The organism is Natrinema salaciae, from assembly GCF_900110865.1.
GTDB lineage: Archaea > Halobacteriota > Halobacteria > Halobacteriales > Natrialbaceae > Natrinema > Natrinema salaciae.
This window is the reverse complement of sequence record NZ_FOFD01000001.1, coordinates 621023-641190: the sequence shown is the minus strand read 5'-3', so window position 1 is coordinate 641190 and position 20168 is coordinate 621023. Positions and strand designations below refer to the sequence as shown.

Sequence of the window (20168 nt, the reverse complement as noted above, 5' to 3'; positions counted from 1 at the left end):
TCGGATTACTCCCAGGAATCTCGGATCTTCTCCGCGGCGCTCTCCAGTTCTTCCTGCGGATCGCCGCCGGAACTGAGGACCATGTCGATCGCGGACTCGAGCGGTTCCCAGACGGCGTCCATCTTCTTACTGGCCGGCATCGGCATCCCCATATCAACGTTCTGACTGAACGCGTCGACGTCCGAGCCGAGTTCGTCGCTCCCGACGACCGAGTCGAGGACGGGAATCATCGCGTGATCCTGCGCGTTGGTCGTGACGACATCTTCGGTCGTGGTGTACCACTTGGCCCAGTTGAGCACTGCGTCGTGGACGTCGTCGTCCGCGTCCTCGAGACGCGACGTGAGGTACCACATCTGAACGCCCGTGTACGGCGTCGGCTCGCCGCCCTCGGGCGTGGGAAGCGGGGCGACGCCGACGTCGATACCGGCATCCCGGAACCCGCCGAGGTTCCACGGACCGGTGACGACGAACGGCGCGTTGCCGTTCTCGAACACCGAGATGTTCGCGTCTTCCTGGATGTCGTTCGGGCTGTGCTCGTATAAGTTGTCTCGGATGAACGTGAGCCCCTCGACGAGTGCGTCGCTGTCGACGCCGAGTTCGTCGGCGTCCTCGTCGTAGATAATGCCGCCGAACCCCTGTAAGTAGGCGCTGAGGTGGTAGGCGTCGCCCTGGTATCCGAGGCCGTACTCCCCGTCCCCGTCGTACTGTTCCATTATCGAGACCATCTCGGAGACCGTCTCCGGCGGCTCCTCGACCATCTCCTTGTTGTACATCAGGCCCACGGTTTCTGCAGCGTAGGGGAGTCCGTAGACGTTGCCGTCCCATTGAACCGCCTGGGCCGCCGCCTCCGTATACGTCTCACCGAGGTCGACATCGAACTCGTCCGACGCGTCGTAGAGGTTTCCGTTCTCGTGCTGGGTTCCGATCCAGTCGTGTGCCCAGGTGAAACTCATCGGTCCGTCCCCCGCCGGAAGGGTCGTCTTTAACTGATCCTGGAGATTGGAGATGCTGGCCGCATCGATGTCGTGGTCGGTCTCGTCGTTGAACGTCTCGAGGTGACTCTCGAACGTCTCCTCTTCCGAGTCGGTAAACTGGTGCCACAGCGGCGAACTGTCCCCACCACTGAAATAACTCATACACCCTGCGAGCGATGTCATCGCCAGTGCCCCACCGATTCCCTTCAGCACGGGTCTGCGTTTCATTGGCATGCTGCAATCGATGATGAATAATGTCTTCACGTATTTAATGGTTTGGGATCGTCGTTGATGACGATTCGAGCTCGGTCTAACATGGTTTTGCCGCCTCAGCCGGCGATATACGCGGTTATGTGCCAGTTCTCCGAGAGCATTCTACGAAATCCCGGCTGTGGGGTGGAAAGATACGATGATTGTCAACATCTATCATGAACTACCGGGCCAGTTCCTTCAATATTGGGTGAGATATTACTTCAAAGATAGTAGATTTTGGAAAGGGTTTTACCGTGTCCCGATAGTTGTGGTGACATGGCACGGGTCACAGTCGACGCACTGCGGAAAGAATACGACGCCGGGTCGATCGTCGCCGTCAACGATCTCTCTCTCGAGATCGAGGACGGCGAGTTCGTGACCGTCGTCGGCCCATCGGGTTGTGGGAAGACGACGACGCTTCGGATGCTATCCGGACTCGAGCAACCTACCTCCGGGCAGATTCGGATCGGCGACGAGGACGTCACGGACGTTCACGCGAAAAACCGGAACGTCGCGATGGTGTTCCAGAACTACGCGCTGTATCCGCACAAGACCGTCTTCGAGAACATGGCGTTCGGGCTCCGGATGAGCACCGATATGAGCGAGGACGAGCGCGAACAGCGGGTCGTCGAGACGGCCGAGATGATGGACATCGAAGGCCTGCTCGAGGACAAACCGGACGAGCTCTCCGGGGGCCAGAAACAGCGTGTCGCCCTCGGGCGTGCGATCGTCAGGGAGCCCGACCTCTTCCTGTTCGACGAACCGCTCAGCAACCTCGACGCGAAGCTCCGAACGAGCATGCGCGCCGAGATCCAGCGGCTGCAAAACGAGCTCGGAATCACCGCCGTCTACGTCACGCACGACCAGCACGAAGCCATGACGATGGGCGACCGAATCGTCATCCTCGACGGCGGCGAACTCCAGCAACAGGGGGCCCCGACCGAGGTCTACGAGAATCCGGTCAACGAGTTCGTCGGCGGCTTCGTCGGCTCGCCGTCGATGAACTTCGTCGACGTCGCCGTGGAACCGGACGGCGATCGACTCCACTTGACCGGCTCCGACGGCGGGTTCGAGTTCACGCTCTCGGCGGCGTACGCCGGCCGCCACGAGAACGCCCTCGACTCGAGCCGATACACGCTCGGTGTCCGGCCGGAGAACGTCTCCGTCGCCGACGCGGGCGCGGCCAACTCCATCACGGCGACCATCGACGTCGTCGAACCCGTCGGCTCCGACAACTTCCTTCACCTCGATCTGAGCGAGGCGTTCATCGCGCGCGTCGATTCGGACGTCGACCTCGAGCCGGGCGATCGGGTGACGCTCACGTTCGACGAGTCGGACGTCCACCTGTTCGATTCCGAAACCGGTCGTAACGTTCTCACCCGCGAGCGCGAGGCGCCGACAGTCACTTCCTGAATCGGTCACGGACACCGGCCACCCTCCTCGTTTTTCGATCGCTCTCGTCGGTGCGTCGCGATCGCCGAGAAGCGCCGCGGATTCGGCGTTCAGTCGCGCGGTACGGCGCTCTCTTCGGCTCCCGCGAGCGCGGACGAAACGGGTTCCTCGAGAGCGCTCGCCGTCGCGAGTCGGATGGCGTGAGGCCAGCCCAGCGGCGTCGCGCTGTCGGCCGTCCCGTCGTCGAACACCTGCTCGGGGAGGTAGCCGCCGGACCGACGGAGCGGGCCGCCGGGGCCGACGAGCGCCAGCAGGGTGCGACCGCGCTCCTCGAACGTCTCGGCCTCCTCGCGCCCTCGCGCGGCCAGGAGGTCGCTGAGGGCGATGGCGGCGTGTGCCCCCCACGCGGTCGTCACCGTCCAGATCTTCGCGGCGTCCTGCTCCTGGACGCGCCAGGGGTCGTCCTCGAAGCGGGCGAGCCCCTCGACCGGCCCGTCCGGATCGCGATAGAGCCCGTCGATCGTGGTCTCGACGTGCGAGGTGAGTCGGTCGAGCCGCGCGTCGTCGACGCGCTCGAGCGCGTCGTACGCCCGGTGGGCCGCGGCCAGCGCGAGCGTGCTCCCGTCGAGCCGATCGTCGACGTCACCGTCGTCGACACGCATGGCGTAGCACCCGCGTTCGGGCACCCAGAGGCCGTCGAGACCATCGTAGACGGCGCGTGCGCCCTCTCGAGCCCGCGTCGCGAGCGCGTCGTCGACCGGCGCGCGGGCGATCGCCGCGTAGGCTTCGAGGAACGTCGCCGCCGTGTGCGCGAACCGCCCGGTCATGTTCTCCCAGGCGTTCTGAACGCGTTCGGGAAGCCCGTCGGCTGCGAGGGAGTCGTCGAGTCCGTCGAGGGCGGCCGCGAGCGCCTCGCGTACCTGCTCGTCGTCCGGATCGACGCGGCGGAGATACGTCGCGAGAAACGCCGCGACACTCGCGGTCTGGTCGGCCTGGTACTCGTCGGACTCGCCGGATTCGACCCGCCCGTGTGCCCAGCCCGGGGCGAGCGCACCGTTGTGCGGCCACACGCGGTGCGGCCAGGTCCCGTCGGCCAGCTGCGTCTCGACGTAGAACCGGGTGCTCTTCGCGTGCCACTCCTCGAGTCCGAGCCCCAGCCGTCGATCCGTCTCGAGCAGGAACCGAGAGATCTCGGCGTCGTCGCGGAACCAGGTGTAGCCGTAGCCGCCGGAGTACCGGTAGAACGGGTCGAACTCGGGACCGGCCATCCGCGCGCCCGTCGGCGCGCGCAACAGCGCGAGCGCCCTGAGGTCGGCGACCCCATCCGGGACGTCGGGTTCAGTATCGGGGAGTCGGTCGCGGGCCTGTTCGCGACCCGCTTCGAGTACCGCCTCGTGGTCGGCGTGGGCGGCCACGTCGCCTCGGACGCGCTCGAGCGCGGCCGTTCGGTCGTCGCCGTCCGAAAGCAGCGTCGCAACTGTCGCGCTCGGGGACGATCCGGTGAGTTCGATTTCGGCCAGCACGATCGGGCTGAGACGCGCCTCCTCGTAGCGGTCGTCGGTGGGCGATCGTGGAAAGTCGGTCGGCTCCGCCGCGAGCAGTTCCGCGAACCGTTCGGGAACCTGTCCGGTGACGGCCATCTCGGTCGAGGCCGCGAGGAAATCGTGCTCCGCGTCGTGGTGTACTTCGACGGTATCGCCGTGCCAGAGTTGCCCCACCCGGCCGGCCCGTCCCTCCGGGGCGAACCCGACGCAGGCCAGAAGCGAGACGTCGTCGGCGAACGCCGGTTCCCCCTCGAACGCGACGTGAGTCAGGTGGAGGCGGCCGATCGTGACGTCGTACTGCACGCACGTGGCTTCGCCGACCGTGTGCGTCGTCTCGACGACGGCGGTGTCTCCGACGTAGCGCTGCTCGGCGTCCTCGTCGTCGAACCACCGAGCGTCGCCGTCGACGTCGATCCCGAATCGGGACCGTTCGATGCCGTCCAGTCCGGAGAGCGGATAGGAATAGTCCCCGATCGAGCCGTCGGGGGCGACGTGAACGAGCCGATCGTCGAGTCCGGAGAAGCGTCCCGCCGTCGATCTGCGTTCGCCGGGAAACCGCCGCGGGTCCCCCTGCGAACGCTTGAAGTCGTTGAGGGCAGCGTGTAGTTCCATCGTTTTCTGCATTCTCTCCCGGAGCAATAAACTTTGTTGAAATATGTATTCCCACTTTTCGAGACGACACCCCCCGCCGCCGTCTGCCATCCCGGTCGTCCGCCGGTTCGGGGCGGCGGACCGAGCATATTTTACATCGACCGCTCGATCTGTGACGTACGGAATACTCATGGATAACGACGAGCTCGCCGAACTGCTCGAGCGCTTTGGCCTCTCTGAGAAGGAGATTGACACGTATCTCGCGATTCTGGAACGCGGTGAGTCGAAAGCGAGCGCCATCGCCGACGCCGCCGACGTGTCCAAGCGCTACGTCTACAGCATCAGCGAGGAACTCGAGGAGCGCGGGTTCGTCGAGGTCGACGACTACGCGGTGCCGACGGTGATCCGGCCGGTCGATCCCGAGACGGTCATCGAGCGTCTCACGCAGAGCGTCGAGGATATCGAACCGGCGCTGCGATCGCGGTACACGACGAGCGAACGCTCCGGCGAACAGTTCGAGGTGATCAAGTCCCGTCAGACCGTGCTCAAACGGATCGAAAGCCTGCTGGCCGACGCAGAGACGGAAGTCACGCTCTCCCTGCCCGCGGAGATACTCCCGCGAATCCGATCGACGCTCGAGGCGACGGTCGATCGGGGCGTGCTCGTCCTCCTCCTGCTCGGCGCGACCGAGGGCGATCAGGACATCGCGTCGCTGGCCGGAACGGCCAGCACGGTCCGCACCTGGGACGCGCTCGTTCCGACGATGTTGACGGTCGACGGTCGTCACGGGCTACTCGCACCGAGTCAGATACTGACCACGTCCGCGAGCGACACCCGGGCGATCGCGATCTCACAGGAGCAACTCACCCCCGTCCTGGCCGGTTCGTTCCTGGCGAACTACTGGCCGACCGCGGAGGAGCGGTACGTCACGACGCCGAGCGAACTTCCCCGCACCTACGAGCAGTTCCGGAGCGCCGTCTTCGAGATCGCGCTCCACCGTGCGACGGACACGCGCATCGAGGCGGCGGTCACCGGCTCGCCGGTCGGCGAGCGAGACCTCCCGTCGTCGCTCACCGGCGAGGTCGTCGACGTCCGACAGAGCCTCGTCCGACCGGTCACTTCGACGCTCCCGATCGAGAATGCGTTCGAGATCGAGGTCGACGGTGACCGGTACACTATCGGCGGCACCGGCGCGTTCCTCGAGGACTACGAGGCGGAGTCGGTCACCATTCGCCCGCTCGAGGACTGAGTTCCCCGCTGCGCCGTGCCGGATTCCTTTTTCGCCTGTGAGTAAATTTATTGAAGTCGTAGCGCACACGGTAGGCTGTGATGAAACGTCTCGTCGGAACCGGACGGATCGCGCGCCAGTATCGAGCGACGGCCACCGCAGGAGGGCTCCACGGATGACCGGGAAACGCGAGGTCAGAGAGCGACTCGTCGAGAGCGGGGTCATCGCGGTCCTCCGCGGGATCGACGAGGAGCGGATCGTTCCGGTCGCCCGCGCGATGCACGACGCCGGCGTCGACGCGCTCGAGATCACGGCCGACGGCACGCGCGCGGCCGAACAGATCGCGGCCGTCGATCGGGAACTCGCCGACACCGACGCGGTCGTCGGCGCGGGGACGGTTCTCGACGCCTCGACCGCTCAGTCCGCGATCGACGCGGGCGCGTCGTTCGTCGTCTCGCCGCACACCGACGCGGACGTAGTGCGGACCTGCAACCGCCACGGCGTCCTCGTCGCGCCCGGCGTCATGACGCCGACTGAGGCCGTGACGGCGATGGAAGCCGGCGCGGACCTCCTCAAAATGTTCCCCGCCTCGACGGTCGGTCCGGGACACATCGGTGCGCTCGCGGGGCCGCTCGGCGACGTCGACATCGTTCCGACGGGCGGCGTCTCCCGCGACAACGTCGCCGACTTCTTCGACGCGGGCGCGGTGGCCGTCGGTGCCGGCGGTGCCATCGTGGACGACGCGGCCGTCGCCGACGGCGACATGGACCGGGTTCGAGAGACCGCCGCGTCGTTCGTCGAGGCCGTCGAGGCGGCGCGGAGCGAGTAATCGAGGCGGCGCTCTCGGCGCGACCGTCTCCCGCGGTCGGCCGCAGTACGATCGGTTGTCGATGCTGGTAATCGTTTTATACCGCTCGTCGGGGTGACAATGGAGCGTGACTCCAGATTCAGACCACTGTACGCGCAGGCGGCTCCTGCGAACCGGTGCCGTCACAGTGCTGGGCGTCGCCGGGACCGGAGTCGGCGCTGCACAGAACGAAACCGCCGACTCGGGCGACGCGAACCCGAGCGGGCAAGCCGACGACGGCGAGAGCCCGTACACGGAGACCTATCGCAATACCATCGATTCCGTCGTCCTCGTCAGCGTTTCCGGGGCGGGCGGCGGCCCCGGTGGCGGACTCGGCTCCGGGTTCGTGATCGACGACCAGCACATCGTGACCAACAACCACGTCGTCCAAGGCGCGAGCGAGGGCGGGATCGAGATCCAGTTCAGCAACGAGGAGTGGCGAACCGCGTCCATCGTCGGCACCGATGTCTACAGCGACCTCGCCGTCCTGAGCGTCGAAGACATGCCCGACGTCGCCGACGGCCTCTCGCTCTCGGAATCCGAGCCCGCGATCGGGCAAACGGTGCTCGCGATCGGCAATCCGCTCGGCCTCGACGCGTCTGTCTCTCACGGGATCGTCAGCGGGACCGACCGATCGCTGCCCAGTCCCACGGGCTTCTCGATCCCGGCCGCGATCCAGACCGATGCGCCGATCAATCCCGGGAACAGCGGCGGTCCGCTGGTCGGTCTCGAGGGCGACGTCCTCGGCGTCGTCTTCGCCGGGGCGGGGCAGACGATCGGCTTCGCGATCTCCGCACTCCTCGCGAATCGGGTCGTCCCCGCGCTCATCGAGGATGGAACGTATGAACACGCCTACATGGGCGTCGGCGTCCGGCCCGTCGGCCCGGAGATCGCCGCCGAAATCGGTCTCGACGAGCCGGTCGGCGTCCTGGTCGTGGAGGTCGTCCCGGACGGCCCCGCCGACGGCGTCCTCGAGCCGTCCACGCGCGGCCGGCCGACCGGCGGCGACGTCATCGTCGCCATCGACGGGGAGGCGATTCCGAATCAGCCGGCCCTCTCGTCGTACCTCGCGCTCGAGACGTCGCCCGGGGACACGATCGAGATCGAGATCGTCCGAGACGGGGAGCCCCAGACCGTCGAACTGACGCTCGAGGCGCGGCCGGACGCGGAACGGCCGCCGGCTCCGATTCCGGGTGGTCCGGGCGAGCGACCGCCGTCGACGGAACCGTAACCGTAATCCACTCCGCCACGAGCCACGACCGAACCCGGCCACAAACTCATCTGCGAGGAGTACGGTCCGAACGACCTCGTCGACCGCGATCCGGACGCGGTCGACGCGCTCGAGTTCGTCCTCGATCTCCGCCGTTCGCTCCGCCTCGTACTCGTTCGCTCTGTCGGCGTCGGCTTCGGCCATGTCCGGCGATTCGTGGTCGAGTCGTCTGGACGCGGGGCCGTCGAGTGCAACGTCGGTCCGGACCGGGCTTCGTCGCCGCGGATCGGCCGCTTCCGGCGGTGGTCGTTCGACAGACACGAAAGACAGATAAAAGACCCCGCGGTGTGAATAGACAGATATGGACGTTCCGTACGACCTGACCTCGTACGTTCGGGTGTTGAAGATGGCGACGACACCCACTACCGAGGAGTTCCTCCAGGTATCGAAAATCGCCGGTGCAGGAATCTTCCTGGTCGGCCTCGTTGGCTTCCTCATCGGCGCGATCATGCTCTTCCTGACGAACGGTGGTGGCATCTAGTGGGTATCTTCGCTGTCAAAACGACGGCGAGCCAGGAGCGCACCGTCGCCGATATGATCATCAACCGCGAAGAACCGGAGATTCACGCCGCACTGGCGCCGGACTCGCTGACATCCTACGTCATGGTCGAGGCCGACGGCGACGCGGTCCTCAATCGGGTTCTCGAGGATATTCCGCACGCGCGGAGCATCGTTCCCGGTGAGTCAGATATTTCGGAAGTCGAGCACTTCCTCTCGCCGAAACCGGACGTCGAGGGGATCGCCGAGGGCGACATCGTCGAACTGATCGCCGGTCCGTTCAAAGGCGAGAAGGCGCAGGTTCAGCGCATCGACGAGGGCAAAGATCAGGTGACGGTCGAACTGTACGAGGCGACGGTTCCGATTCCGGTCACGGTTCGGGGCGATCAGATTCGCGTTCTCGACAGCGACGAGCGCTAACGCGCGCACCGAGCGTTACAGCGCCGCCGCGTACCCATTCCGACGAGCGATACCGCATCGGTTCACCCGTCCCGTATCCGTCTGTTCATAAAGATGCTCAGTTTCCAAGAAAAATCACTATCGGCGATCGTCCAGAACTGGTTGGTGTTCGTTATCAAGACACGAACATCTTCCCATGACATCGGATGCACACGCGGATTCGGCGACGGAGAACAGCGATTCGGCGACCGATCTCTCGAGACGGCGGCTACTCCGGACGACGGCGACTGCGATCGCCGCGGGCGCGGGGCTGAGCGCTGCCTCGGGGTCGACAGCGGCCGACACGGACGAAATCATGGAGGTCGACTTCCGGGGCGGAACGCCGCCGATAGCCGACGCGCCGCAGGGCGAAGACGAGGTCGCGTTCGTCGTTCACGGCTACACGGGCTCGTCGACCAGCGTGAGCGGGGCGAGAACGTTCCAGCAGACGGCCAGGGACGTCGGCTACACCGAAACCGTAACGGCCGTCACCTGGGACGACAGCGGACTCCCGTGGTCGGCCGAAGCGAGCGCCAGAGACACCGGCGCACAGTTCGCGAGCTGGCTCGGCGCGTACACGGATGCGAACCCGGGGACGACGATCCGACTCCTCGGTCACTCGATGGGCGGCATCGTCCAGATGGAGACGCTCGCGGCGATCGGCGGTTCGTTCACGGTCGAGACGGCCGACAGTATTGGCTCCTACGAAGTATCGGACGCCCCCTGCGACTGCGGTGATTTCGGCGACGCGATTCGGGACTCGGCCGGCGAGGTGCACAACTACTACTCGACGAACGACTCGATCGCACGACTCGGGGATGGGCAGGCCGACTGCAGCGGCTGGTTCTGCGACGGGACGACGCCGAACAACTACGACGACGTCGACGTGAGCGACTCGGTTTCGGATCACACGTCGTACAAGGAGAGCCCGGGGTGTGTCTCGGCGATCGTCGGCAACTACTGATACCCGTCCGACGCGTCGACGGGAGTCGGTCGGGGCCGAGACGGATCGAGCGGACGACGGAACGGGCGGCGGTCGCTACCGTTTCAGTTCCGTGGCGATCGATTGCATGTCCGCTTCCGACTCGACCTCCTCGAGCAGTTCTTCACGTTCGCGGACGTCCTCGGAGCTGGCGCCGTAGGCGCGGACGTACTCCGCGCGGCTGTGTTCGGTAAACGCGTGGCGAATCGCGAGATAGCCGTCCGGAACGACGGTTCCGCAGACCCCGCACTCGCGGCGCTGGTGTTCCGTCGCCTGATGGACTACGGCCGACTCGACGTCCTCGAAGACCGTTCCGCAGCCGGCGATTCCGCATTCCCAGGCCATTCGATACTGGCACTCGAACGGCCGTCCTAATGATCCTTTCGCAGCGACGGCCGTCGACCGGAATACACGTGCCCGATAGCGCTTCGGTCGTCGGGCTCGTCCGTCGGGGTATGCCGGCGAGTAACAGGTCCGAACTGGCCGCCTTCGACGCCGATCACGTCCGCCGCGTCGTCCAGAAGACGGCATCGGGGCCGCTGTACACGTTCTGCGAGTACGATACCGAGTCGTTCCGGTCGCTCTACGTCGACGATCGAACCGTCTCGATGTACGAGAGCCGCGACGCGATGCTCGAGCACTTCGAGCGGATCCACACGAACGTCCACATGGACTTCATGCAGCGCACGCTCTTTCGGAACACGCTGTTTCCGGACGCGGAGCGCGTCGAGTACATCACGATGGCGATGGACTACCTGAAGATCCTCCGCGTCTACGTCGGCGACGACGGCCTCTTCATCGCGATCGATCCGGACGAGCCGGTCGTTCCGATCGTCGACGCGATCAAGGCGACCCTCGAGTGGCCGCCAAATCAGAATCCATAACTCGGCTGTCCCGAAAGTGACGGTCGTGACCGACGGAGTGACGTTTCGAGTCGACTGTCACGTGAAGGTGCTGGACGACCGCGTCGTCGAGCGGGCCAAACGGATCGGGCTCGACGCGATCGTCTACGCACCCCACTTCACCCGACTTCCGGAGATTCGCGAGCGAGCAGCGGCCTACTCCGACGAGGAGCTGCTGGTGGTCCCCGGTCGCGAGGTGTTTGCCGGCACGTGGCGGGATCGCAAACACATCCTCGCGATCGGACTCACGGACCCCGTCCCGGATTTCATCCCGTTCGAGGTGGCGATGGCCGAGTTCGACCGGCAGGATGCGACGGTGCTCGTCCCGCATCCCGAGTTCGCGAACGTCAGCCTCACCGAGGCGGATCTGCGGGCGTACGCGAACGTGATCGACGCCGTCGAGATTTTCAACCCGCGCCACTTCCCGTGGGACAATCGACGTGCGCGCGAACTCGCGGAACGTTGCTCGCTCCCGCCGTTTACCTCTTCGTACGCTCATCTGACACGGTCGGTCGGCGTCGCCCACACCGCGTTCGACGCGACCATCGAGACCGAAGCCGACCTCTTGAACGCGCTCGAGGACCGAATCGCCCGCCGCGTCGTCTACGACGACGGCCTCGAGGGGTGGGCGACGACCGCGGCGGAACTCGGCCACCTCGTCTACGAGAACACCTGGAAGAAGATCGACCGGCTGTTCCTCTCGGGAACGGAGCCGACCCATCCCCAGCATATCGCCTACGAGGGGCGATTCGACGACGTGGCCGTCTATTAGCGGCAGGTGATTCCGGCGGTTTCGCCGAGTCGAAACGCGTCGCGTCACGGATTCTCCGTCGCGTCTGCGGGCGATTCTCGGACCGCCGCGAGCGTCTCCGCAACGCGTTCCCAGTGACTGCCGCGCCAGAAGTGTTGGCCGCAGTCACGACAGACCCAGACCTCGATCGGTGCCGGATCGGGCGCGTACTCCGGGGTCGATGCCGTCGGATCGACACGCTCGAGCGGCCCGTTACACCGCCCACAGAAACCGGGGTCGTCCGCCAGCGTGAGGTCGATACCCGCCGCGTCGAGCGCCGCAAGCTGGTTCTCGACGTTGCGGGACGCGAGCAGGATCGACTCCTCGACGCGGTCCGCGAGGGGGACGTCTCGAGTGACGACCGTCCGGTCTTCCGCTCGAGCGACGGCGATCAGGTCGTCGTCGGCCTCGAGCCCGCGGTCGCCGGCGTACGCCGTATCGTGATTGCACATCCGCAGGTAGGAGACGAGCCCGCCGCACATGACGTCGAGGAGGAGACGCATCGGACTCGGATCGTCTAGTGGAGGAACTCCCGGAGCCGCTCGAGTTCCCAGGCGTTGATCACGTCGTCCGGTTCGGTCCATCCGCGCCGGGCGGTGTGAACGCCCCAGCGCATGTACTCGAGCGTCGAGGGCTGGTGGGAGTCGGTGTTGATCGCGATCGGTGCACCCTCCTCGAGCGCAGCCTGCACGGCGCTTCCCCACAGGTCGAGCCGGCGGGGATCGCTGTTGACCTCGAGTGCGGTGTCGTGCTCGGCGGCGGCGTTCGCGACGGCCGAGATATCGTAGTCGAGCCCGGAGCGCTGGTTGAGCAAGCGCCCGCTCGGGTGGCCCAACACATCGATCGACGGGTTTTCGACGGCGTTGATAAGCCGCTCGGTTGCGGTTTCGGCGTCCTGATCGAGCGCGCTGTGCGGCGAGGCGACGATCACGTCGAGCGCCTCGATCACCTCGTCCGAGAGACCGATCTCGCCGTCGGCGTCGACGTTGGCTTCGATCCCCGCAAAGACCTCTATCTCGGCCGCAGCACCGACCTCGCGGATCGCCTCGACCTGCTCGAGGATTTCGGTATCGGAGAGCCCCATCCCGCCGACGACGCCGGGTCCGTCGGCGTGGTCGGCGATCCCGAAGTAGTCGTAGCCGCGCTCGGCGGCGGCCGCGACCATCTCCGCGATCGTGTTGTTCCCGTCGGACCACTCGGTGTGAGTGTGGCAGTCGCCGCGGATATCGTCGCGAGTGACGAGGGTCGGTAACTCCCCGTTCTCGGCGGCTGCGATCTCGCCGCGATCCTCGCGAAGCTCCGGTGGCATCCAGGGCAATCCGAGCGCCTCGTACATTCCCGCTTCCGTCTCGCCCGCGACGCGCTCGCCGACCCGCTGTCCCGAATCGGGGTCGTCGATGTCGCTCACGTCGAACGCGCCGTACTCGTTCAGCTTCATCCCGCGATCGATCGCGTAGTTGCGCAGGCTGACGTTGTGATCCTTGCTCCCGGTGAAGTACTGCAGGGCGGCACCGAACTCCGCCGGGACGACCACCCGCAGGTCGACGCGGATCTCGCCGACGCGGACGCTGGCCTTCTCGGGCCCGGACTCGATCTCGTCGTCGACCGAGTCCCAGTCGACGAACCGCTCGATCACGGCCTCCCCGGCGTCCGTCGCCGCGAGGACGTCCACGTCACCGATCGTCTCGCGCCACCGGCGGATCGAGCCCGCTACCTCGCAGCGCTCGACCGCGTCGATCGACTCGAGGAACGCGAGCACGTCGTCCGCCAGCGGTCGCGCCTCGCCCAGCAACTGGCGCTGGCCGACGGTCCGGGCGAACTCGAGGTTCTCGAGGATGTTCTCCTCCGTTTTCGGCCCGAACCCCTTCACGTCCCGGACCTCGCCGGCTTCCGCCGCGTCCTCGAGATCGTCCAGCGTCTGGACCCCGAGTTCGCGGTAGAGCGTGCCCGCGGTCTTGGGACCGACCCCCTCGATGCGGGTGATGTCGGCGATGTCGATGGGGAGCTCGGCGCGGAGCTCCTCGAGTTCCTCGATTTTTCCGGTCTCGACGTACTCGACGATCTTCGACGAGATGGCGTCGCCGACGCCGTCGATGTTCTCGACGACCTCGCGGTCGCCGGCCTCGACCCGGTCGGCGATCGGGGACGGGTGCGCGCGGATGTTCTCCGCCGCGCGCCGGTACGCGCGGGGCTTGTACTCGACGTCGTCGGCCTCGAGCAGGTCGGCGAACTCCTCGAAGCGGGCGGCGATCTCGGCGTTGGTCGCCATCAGCGACCCCTCCGCGCACTGGCGTCGTCCTCCTGACCCAGCGCCTTCTTCAGGAAGGACATCCAGCGCTTGCGGTCCTGTGCTTGCTGGACCTTCTGCTCGCGCTCTAAGTCCGTCGGCCCCAGATTCTCGAGGGCGTTCAACGCCCGATCGATGCCGATGATGCTCTGAACGAGCTCCTCGCCCGTTTCGCGGCTGATCTCCCCCTCCTCGATCCGCTCGAGTCGCTCGAGTCGCTCGCGTCGCAGGTTCTTCTTGGCCTGCTCGACGCGCTCGCGTTCGCCGGCGGGCACCGTCTCGCGGCGCTTGATCTCGAAGACGAACGTCCGGAGGTCGATCGCCTCCCCCTGAACCGTGATCGTCTCCGGGATGTCCGCGCCGACGGTCGCGCCCTCGCGCTCGACGCGCTCGAGCAGTTGCTTGCGCTCGTACTCTTGCACACCTCGATATGGGGAGTGCGGAGGCAAAAATGTACAGTCTACAGCGGCGCTGGCACTGCCGGCGGCACCGACTCGAGGGGTGTGCCCGTTCGGACGGGGGACGTGGCGTCTCGTCGTGACGGCCAAACCCCAAATCCCTTAGCTACTCCGCACATACCCCCGGTCAATGGCCAAGTGCGACGTGTGTGGGAAGGACGAAAACATGCCGTACAACTGTCGGCACTGCGGCGGCACCTACTGTGCCGACCATCGGCTCCCCGAGAACCACGACTGCTCGGGGCTCCAGAACTGGAACGATCCCCAGGGCGTCTTCGACAGCGGTTTCGACGACAGCGTCAACGGCGGGAGCACGTCACGGGCCTCGAGTCTGGCCGACAAAGTCCCGGTCAATACCGGCACGGGCGGGCCGCTGGCGTACTTCCGCGGGAATATGACGTACACGTTCCTCGCGCTGATGTGGATGACGTTCTTCGCTCAGTTGATCGTCGGGCTGTTCGGGAACGCCTCACTCTACCAGTCGCTGTTCGTGCTGACGTCGTGGAACGTCGAGTACGTCTGGACATGGGTTACGTCCATCTTCGCCCACAGTACGGCGAACTTCATGCACATCGTCGGAAACAGCATCGTGATATTCTTCTTCGGGCCGCTCGTCGAGCGGTACGTCGGCTCGCGGAACTTCGCGATCCTGTTCGTCGTCAGCGGCGTCCTCGCCGGACTCAGTCAGGTCGGGATTTCGATCGCCCAGGGAAGCCCGACCGTCGTCCTCGGAGCCAGCGGTGCAGCGCTCGCGATCATGGGCGTTCTGACGATCCTGAACCCCGGTCTCAAGGTCTATCTCTACTTCATTCTCCCGGTCCCGATCTGGCTGCTCACTGCTGGTTACGCCTTCATTAGCGTCTTCTTCCTCAGCACCGGCGGCGGAGGCAACATCGCACACATGGCCCATCTCGTCGGTCTCGTGATCGGCCTCGCCTACGGACAGTACCTCAAGCAGAACCGAAACGTCAGCGCGCCGAGTCGCCTCGAGTTCGGCGGCGGTGGCGGTCCCGGCGGTCCCGGCGGCCCTGGTGGTCCCGGCCGCGGCCGGTTCTAACGGCCCCGACGGTTCGCCGCTCGCACACCCCAGCAACTGATTGTCGCGCGGCGTCTACCACCGACCCAGATGAGACACCCCCGTCCCGACCTCGCACCCGACGCCGGCCTCTCGCGCGCGGAGATGGAGGCGCTGCAGCGCGAGATCGCCGATGCGGCCGTCTTCGAAGACGACTTCGCGTTCGATCCCGCAACGCTTTCGAACCCGCTCGCGACGACCGCGAGCGCGGGTGATCCGCCGGTCGTCGTCGGCGTCGACCAGTCGTTTCTCACGAACGAGGACGGGGACCAGGATCGCGCGCTGAGCGCCGTCGTCGCCACGCGCGGCGGCGAAGTGATCGAACGCGTCCACGCCGTGACGCCCCTCGAGATTCCCTACGTTCCCGGCCTCCTCTCCTTCCGCGAGGGAGCACCGATTCTGGCGGCGCTCGACGAACTCTCGGTCGAGCCCGACCTGCTCCTGTTCGACGGCAGCGGCCGCATCCACTTCCGGCAGGCCGGCATCGCGACGCACATGGGTGTCGTCCGGGACGTGCCGAGCATCGGCGTCGCGAAGAGCCTCCTCTGTGGGACGCCGCGGGAGGACACCGACGACCTCCTCGAGGGGACCAGGGTCGCCATCGAGTCGAACTCGCGGGTCGACGCGCCCGACGGCACTCTGCTGGGCTACGCCGTGCAGACGCGCCAGTACGACTCGCCGAACCGGTACATCAACCCGCTTTACGTCAGCCCCGGCCACCGCGTCGGTCCCGAGACGGCGGCCGACGTCGTACTCGCGCTCGCTTCGTCGTACAAGCTCCCCGAGCCGGTCCGGCTGGCGGATCAGTACGCCGACGAGGCGAAACGGAATCTCACCGAGTAGCCCGCCAGTTCACCGGTTGCAGCAGCCCGAGCAATCGCTCGCGGCGGGAGGGACCGAAAGGGGCTGAGGGCTTTCGGAGCGACGGTCGGTGCCGTCACGTACTCGTTCTCGCTTCCGCGACCCCATTCAATTACGGACGGTACGAATAGCGCGACAAACCGTCGATACTTAGGTATCGTCTCACGAACCGGTCACGTATGGCCACCGCTGAGGACGTCGACAGGACAGCCGATGACGGGCCGGATGGGACCGTCGGAGAGGACGAACGCGAGCGCGGGGCGACCGATAGCGACCGGTACACCCGCAAGAAATCGGTGCTGATCACGGGCTGCTCGTCGGGAATCGGCCGCGCGACCGCCCGGGCCTTCCTCGGGGAGGACTGGCAGGTGTTCGCGACGGCCCGGAACGCCGACGACGTCGCCGAGCTGGCGGACGCGGGCTGCGAGACGCTCGAGTTAGACGTGACCGACCCCGAAGCGGTCGCGTCGGCCGTCGAGGAGACCGTCGATATCGCCGGCTCGATCGACTGCGTCGTCAACAACGCCGGCTACGCCCAGATGGGGCCGCTCGAGGACGTCGCGACGGTCGATCTGCACCGCCAGTTCGACGTCAACGTCTACGGCCCCCATCGACTGACCCGCGCTGCACTGCCGCACATGCGCGCGCAGGGCGAGGGCCGAATTATCAACGTCTCGAGCGTCGCCGGACGGATCTCGTTTCCCGGCTCGGGCGCGTACTCTGGCTCGAAATACGCGCTCGAGGCGATGAGCGACTCGTTGCGCGCCGAAGTCGACGAGTTCGACATCGACGTGGTGCTGATCGAACCCGGGCCGGTCGAGTCGGCGTTCACCGAGCGCGTCGACGAGGAACTCCCGGAGGACGAGCGAACGCCGGCGTACGAGTCGCTGTACGAACTCTACGACGAGGCTCAGTTGATCGGCGGCGGCAGCGGCGGTCCCTTCGCCTCCGAGCCCGCGGACGTCGCCGACGCGATCCTCGAGTCCGCGACCAGCACCAATCCGCCGGCGCGGTACCCGGTCGGCCCGCTCGCCCAGTACGGACTGTACGCCCGGTACCTCCCGGATCGGCTCCGCGATGCGGTCTACGGGCTGTTGCGAAAACTGGTGTGAGTTCGCCGCCGGGATATCGACATGTGGGAACGTATTACTCACTGGATTTCGAACCCCCGACCACATGACGGACCTAGACGACGAGACGATCATCGTGACCGGCGCGAGCAAGGGACTCGGACGTTCGATGGCGCTCCATCTCTCCGAGCGGGGGGCTGCCGTCGTCCTCGTCGCCCGAAGTGAAGACGAACTCCAGACCGTCGCCGACGAGGCTGCCGGCGAGACGCTGGTCGCGCCGGCCGACGTTCGCGACTCCGACGCTGTCGACGAGGTCGTCCAGTCGACCGTCGACCGGTTCGGCGGCGTCGACACGCTGATCAACAACGCTGGCGTCCCGGGACGACACTTCGGCGACGAACGCGGCTCGCTCGTCAACACGGACGAAGACGAGTGGAAGCGCGTCATGGACGTCAACGTCAACGGCGTCTATCTGTTCACCAAGCGGGTCCTCGAGGCGATGCTCGAGGCCGACCAGCCGTCCGGAAACGTCCTGAACGTCTCGTCGGGGCTCGGCAGATACGCGGTTCCCAACGCCGCGCCGTACATCACCTCGAAGTGGGGACTCGAGGGGTTCACTCGGGCGATCGCCCTCGAGGTGGAGGACGACGGCATCAACGTCAACGCGATCGATCCCGGCGGCCGGGTCAACACGGAGATCTGGGCGCATCTGCCGGACGACGAACGCGAGGAGATCCTGCAGCCGGACGTGATGGACGACGCCGCCGCGCTGCTCGCGGCGCAGGGGCCCGACGGCGTGACCGGCGAGTCGATGACCACCGAGGAGTGGGAAGAACGGCTCGGGTAACGGTTCCGGTGCGAGTTCGCGACTGTGTGCCGATCCCTCCCCGTCAGGACGAGCGCAGCCGCCCCTGACAGTCGCGACAGTACGTCACGCCGGTCCGGTTCACCGCTCCGCAGGCCGAACACTGAACCATCGACGAACTGTCGGCGTCGACGCCGGCGCCGCTCGCCAGCACCGCGAGCACGTCGTCGTACTCCGTGACGTCGTGCTCGATCCCGCGAGCCCGCTGCCACTCGGTTATCAGATCGTCGTCGCGGAGTCGCTCGAGCCCCCGGACTAACCCCAGAAAACAAAGCGTCGGCGCGATCATCACGAAGGCCGCCACGGCGAGGCGGCCGAGAAGTGCGTACGGTCCCGGATCGTCCATAGTCGACGTTGGCTACCGGGAATACAAACGTCTATCGTCGTCACGAATCGCTAGAAGAAAGTATTTAATTAATGAAATATGGGCAGAGACTATGGTCCCCGACCCGTCCGCTCTCAGCCGGCGACAGCTTCTCGGCGGGCTCGCCGGCGGTGCCGGACTCGGTGGGAGTACCGTCGTCGCCGTCGGCGTGACGCGACCGACGGCGCTCCCGAACGTACTGGCCGACTGGGCGACGACTACTATCCGACGCCGCCCGCGGCGAGTTCGCTCTGGCGACCGACCGTGACGGCGGACCACGCCCGGGAAGCGGTCGCGCTACTCGCCGAGACCGAGGCCGAGGCGATCGCGCGCTGGGAGGAGATCGATCGGGACGAATCGCGCCCCCGCGGTTCCGGCGGGTGGCTCGAGAGCGCCGACGCGTCGCTCGCGGACGGCGACTACCGCGAGGCGCTGTTCGACGCCACGTACGGGATTCGATTCGCCGGTGAGGACCTGGGACGCGCTCGGGCGGAACTCGGCGAGGCGGATCTCGCCGACCTCGCCGACCGTGCCGTCGCGCTGCTCGATCGAATCGACGCCGTCGTCGGCGCGATCGGTTCGTATCCGGTCCGCGAGCCGGAGCGCGACCTGGCGTGGTACAGCCACATCGAACTCGAGCTCCAGCGCGGTCGTACCCTCGCCGACTGACACGGTCTCGACGCCGTTCGCAAAGCCGATGGCGACGGGGCCGAGACAGAGATATCCGCGTCCGACCCGCGCGAGATCGGGACGATCACGTCCGAACTCCTGCGTGCGGAGCTCGCGGTCGAGAGCGCGGAGCGATACCGCGACCGCCTGTGGGAGACCGTCGAGGGTGCCGACGAGAGATACGACGACCACCTCGGTGGTGTCCTCGACGACCTCGAACGCGATCTCGAGCCGATACCGACGCGAGACGAGGTCCGATCGTCGTACATCGGCGAGGACGTCGACTCGTACGGACCGTACGAGTTCGCACACAGTCGGCTCGTACGGTGGTGTTTCCCGGCCGAGTTCGCGTCCCTCTGGAAGACGACGGTGGACGACGACTTCCCCGTGCTCCGGGTCCTCGGGGGCTCGAGAGGCCTGATCGACTGGCGCGCCCACGAGTACGCAGTCGCGGAACTCGAACTGACCGCCGACGACGAGACGTTCGATCCCGGACACGTTCTCGACGAAAAACGGCGGGCGAAAGCCACCTACGAGACGGTACTCGGCCCGGACCCGGCTCCGTTCACGACCGTCCTCTCGGAGCCGGCGATCGGGAACATCCGGGTCGCGGACGTCGATCGGAATTCCTGGGCGGGATCGTCGTGGAAGCCGTGGAACGAGCGAGTACAGGCGTATCTCAACGACCTCCTCGGACGAGCGAGACTGCGGGAGTCTCCGGACGTGTACGACCGCATCGTCGATGACGGGTGAGTCGTCGCTATTCGATCGTTGCGGACGGTGGCTCGGGTCCCCACTGCCGTTTCCGGAG

The 20168-nt window shown here is 66.3% G+C and carries 23 protein-coding genes; 16 read left to right on the top strand and 7 right to left on the bottom strand.

The window, feature by feature from the left end; genetic code table 11:
- Positions 1-5: 5 nt before the first annotated feature.
- Positions 6-1202, bottom strand: a complete 1197-nt coding sequence (locus BMX07_RS03150) for an extracellular solute-binding protein (RefSeq protein WP_090613568.1) — start codon at positions 1200-1202, stop codon at positions 6-8.
- A gap of 300 nt (positions 1203-1502) precedes the next feature.
- Here BMX07_RS03150 and BMX07_RS03145 point away from each other — a divergent pair, with 300 nt between their 5' ends.
- A complete protein-coding gene (locus BMX07_RS03145; protein ID WP_090613565.1) occupies positions 1503-2639 on the top strand; it encodes an ABC transporter ATP-binding protein in 1137 nt (378 codons plus the stop codon).
- Positions 2640-2728: 89 nt separating this feature from the next.
- Here the strand turns inward: BMX07_RS03145 and BMX07_RS03140 are convergent, their stop codons facing one another.
- On the bottom strand, positions 2729-4774 hold the full coding sequence (locus BMX07_RS03140) for a DUF7997 domain-containing protein (RefSeq protein ID WP_090614829.1): 2046 nt from the start codon (positions 4772-4774) through the stop codon (positions 2729-2731).
- A 169-nt stretch (positions 4775-4943) separates the two neighbouring features.
- Here BMX07_RS03140 and BMX07_RS03135 point away from each other — a divergent pair, with 169 nt between their 5' ends.
- The 6 genes from BMX07_RS03135 to BMX07_RS03110 all read left to right on the top strand — a co-directional run bounded on the left by BMX07_RS03135 (position 4944) and on the right by BMX07_RS03110 (position 9998).
- Positions 4944-6002 (top strand): TrmB family transcriptional regulator, encoded by a 1059-nt coding sequence (locus tag BMX07_RS03135; RefSeq protein WP_090613563.1) that lies wholly within the window; start codon positions 4944-4946, stop codon positions 6000-6002.
- A gap of 154 nt (positions 6003-6156) precedes the next feature.
- Positions 6157-6810 carry a bifunctional 4-hydroxy-2-oxoglutarate aldolase/2-dehydro-3-deoxy-phosphogluconate aldolase gene (locus tag BMX07_RS03130; RefSeq protein ID WP_090613560.1) on the top strand — a complete coding sequence of 218 codons (654 nt, stop codon included), beginning with the start codon at positions 6157-6159 and terminating at the stop codon, positions 6808-6810.
- Positions 6811-6955: 145 nt separating this feature from the next.
- On the top strand, positions 6956-8059 hold the full coding sequence (locus BMX07_RS03125) for a S1C family serine protease (RefSeq protein WP_394328377.1): 1104 nt from the start codon (positions 6956-6958) through the stop codon (positions 8057-8059).
- A 340-nt stretch (positions 8060-8399) separates the two neighbouring features.
- Positions 8400-8579, top strand: coding sequence for a protein translocase SEC61 complex subunit gamma (locus tag BMX07_RS03120; RefSeq protein WP_090613555.1), 180 nt, complete (start codon positions 8400-8402; stop codon positions 8577-8579).
- Positions 8579-9016, top strand: a complete 438-nt coding sequence (locus tag BMX07_RS03115) for a transcription elongation factor Spt5 (RefSeq protein ID WP_008012489.1) — start codon at positions 8579-8581, stop codon at positions 9014-9016. The genes BMX07_RS03120 and BMX07_RS03115 overlap by 1 nt, the downstream gene beginning before the upstream one ends.
- A gap of 175 nt (positions 9017-9191) precedes the next feature.
- On the top strand, positions 9192-9998 hold the full coding sequence (locus tag BMX07_RS03110; protein ID WP_090613552.1) for an alpha/beta hydrolase: 807 nt from the start codon (positions 9192-9194) through the stop codon (positions 9996-9998).
- 75 nt (positions 9999-10073) lie between these two features.
- Here BMX07_RS03110 and BMX07_RS03105 read toward each other — a convergent pair whose 3' ends face one another.
- Positions 10074-10361 carry a DUF7565 family protein gene (locus BMX07_RS03105; RefSeq protein WP_090613550.1) on the bottom strand — a complete coding sequence of 96 codons (288 nt, stop codon included), beginning with the start codon at positions 10359-10361 and terminating at the stop codon, positions 10074-10076.
- Between the two features lie 110 nt (positions 10362-10471).
- Between BMX07_RS03105 and BMX07_RS03100 the strand changes: the two genes are divergently transcribed.
- Both BMX07_RS03100 and BMX07_RS03095 read left to right on the top strand, forming a co-directional pair.
- On the top strand, positions 10472-10900 hold the full coding sequence (locus tag BMX07_RS03100; RefSeq protein ID WP_090614826.1) for a hypothetical protein: 429 nt from the start codon (positions 10472-10474) through the stop codon (positions 10898-10900).
- A 37-nt stretch (positions 10901-10937) separates the two neighbouring features.
- Positions 10938-11690: a PHP-associated domain-containing protein gene (locus BMX07_RS03095; RefSeq protein ID WP_090614824.1), complete on the top strand. Its 753-nt coding sequence runs from the start codon at positions 10938-10940 to the stop codon at positions 11688-11690.
- A gap of 44 nt (positions 11691-11734) precedes the next feature.
- Here BMX07_RS03095 and BMX07_RS03090 read toward each other — a convergent pair whose 3' ends face one another.
- From BMX07_RS03090 to BMX07_RS03080, 3 genes are read right to left on the bottom strand one after another with little or no spacing between them, the layout of a single operon-like run.
- On the bottom strand, positions 11735-12211 hold the full coding sequence (locus BMX07_RS03090) for a Mut7-C RNAse domain-containing protein (RefSeq protein ID WP_090613547.1): 477 nt from the start codon (positions 12209-12211) through the stop codon (positions 11735-11737).
- 14 nt (positions 12212-12225) lie between these two features.
- Positions 12226-13977, bottom strand: a complete 1752-nt coding sequence (gene polX, locus BMX07_RS03085) for a DNA polymerase/3'-5' exonuclease PolX (protein ID WP_090613544.1) — start codon at positions 13975-13977, stop codon at positions 12226-12228.
- Complete coding sequence (locus BMX07_RS03080; protein WP_090613541.1) at positions 13977-14417, bottom strand: DUF5788 family protein; 441 nt, start codon at positions 14415-14417, stop codon at positions 13977-13979. Before BMX07_RS03080 ends, polX begins: the two co-directional genes overlap by 1 nt.
- A gap of 166 nt (positions 14418-14583) precedes the next feature.
- Between BMX07_RS03080 and BMX07_RS03075 the strand changes: the two genes are divergently transcribed.
- The 4 genes from BMX07_RS03075 (at position 14584) to BMX07_RS03060 (ending at position 18306) form a co-directional block, all read left to right on the top strand.
- On the top strand, positions 14584-15510 hold the full coding sequence (locus BMX07_RS03075) for a rhomboid family intramembrane serine protease (protein WP_090613539.1): 927 nt from the start codon (positions 14584-14586) through the stop codon (positions 15508-15510).
- Between the two features lie 69 nt (positions 15511-15579).
- Positions 15580-16371: an endonuclease V gene (locus tag BMX07_RS03070; RefSeq protein WP_090613536.1), complete on the top strand. Its 792-nt coding sequence runs from the start codon at positions 15580-15582 to the stop codon at positions 16369-16371.
- A 197-nt stretch (positions 16372-16568) separates the two neighbouring features.
- Positions 16569-17501: an SDR family oxidoreductase gene (locus BMX07_RS03065; RefSeq protein WP_090613533.1), complete on the top strand. Its 933-nt coding sequence runs from the start codon at positions 16569-16571 to the stop codon at positions 17499-17501.
- Positions 17502-17565: 64 nt separating this feature from the next.
- Positions 17566-18306 (top strand): SDR family NAD(P)-dependent oxidoreductase, encoded by a 741-nt coding sequence (locus BMX07_RS03060; RefSeq protein WP_090613530.1) that lies wholly within the window; start codon positions 17566-17568, stop codon positions 18304-18306.
- Positions 18307-18349: 43 nt separating this feature from the next.
- On the opposite strand, the gene BMX07_RS03055 is transcribed toward BMX07_RS03060, so the two are convergent.
- Positions 18350-18670, bottom strand: coding sequence for a DUF7577 domain-containing protein (locus tag BMX07_RS03055; protein WP_090613528.1), 321 nt, complete (start codon positions 18668-18670; stop codon positions 18350-18352).
- 91 nt (positions 18671-18761) lie between these two features.
- On the opposite strand from BMX07_RS03055, the gene BMX07_RS24965 reads away from it, so the two are divergent.
- From BMX07_RS24965 to BMX07_RS24955, 3 genes are all read left to right on the top strand, one after another.
- Positions 18762-18956 carry a hypothetical protein gene (locus tag BMX07_RS24965; RefSeq protein ID WP_245742032.1) on the top strand — a complete coding sequence of 65 codons (195 nt, stop codon included), beginning with the start codon at positions 18762-18764 and terminating at the stop codon, positions 18954-18956.
- Positions 18953-19357 carry a hypothetical protein gene (locus tag BMX07_RS24960; RefSeq protein ID WP_245742031.1) on the top strand — a complete coding sequence of 135 codons (405 nt, stop codon included), beginning with the start codon at positions 18953-18955 and terminating at the stop codon, positions 19355-19357. The genes BMX07_RS24965 and BMX07_RS24960 overlap by 4 nt, the downstream gene beginning before the upstream one ends.
- Positions 19358-19726: 369 nt before the next feature.
- Positions 19727-20110 (top strand): hypothetical protein, encoded by a 384-nt coding sequence (locus tag BMX07_RS24955; protein ID WP_245742030.1) that lies wholly within the window; start codon positions 19727-19729, stop codon positions 20108-20110.
- Positions 20111-20168: the final 58 nt, after the last annotated feature.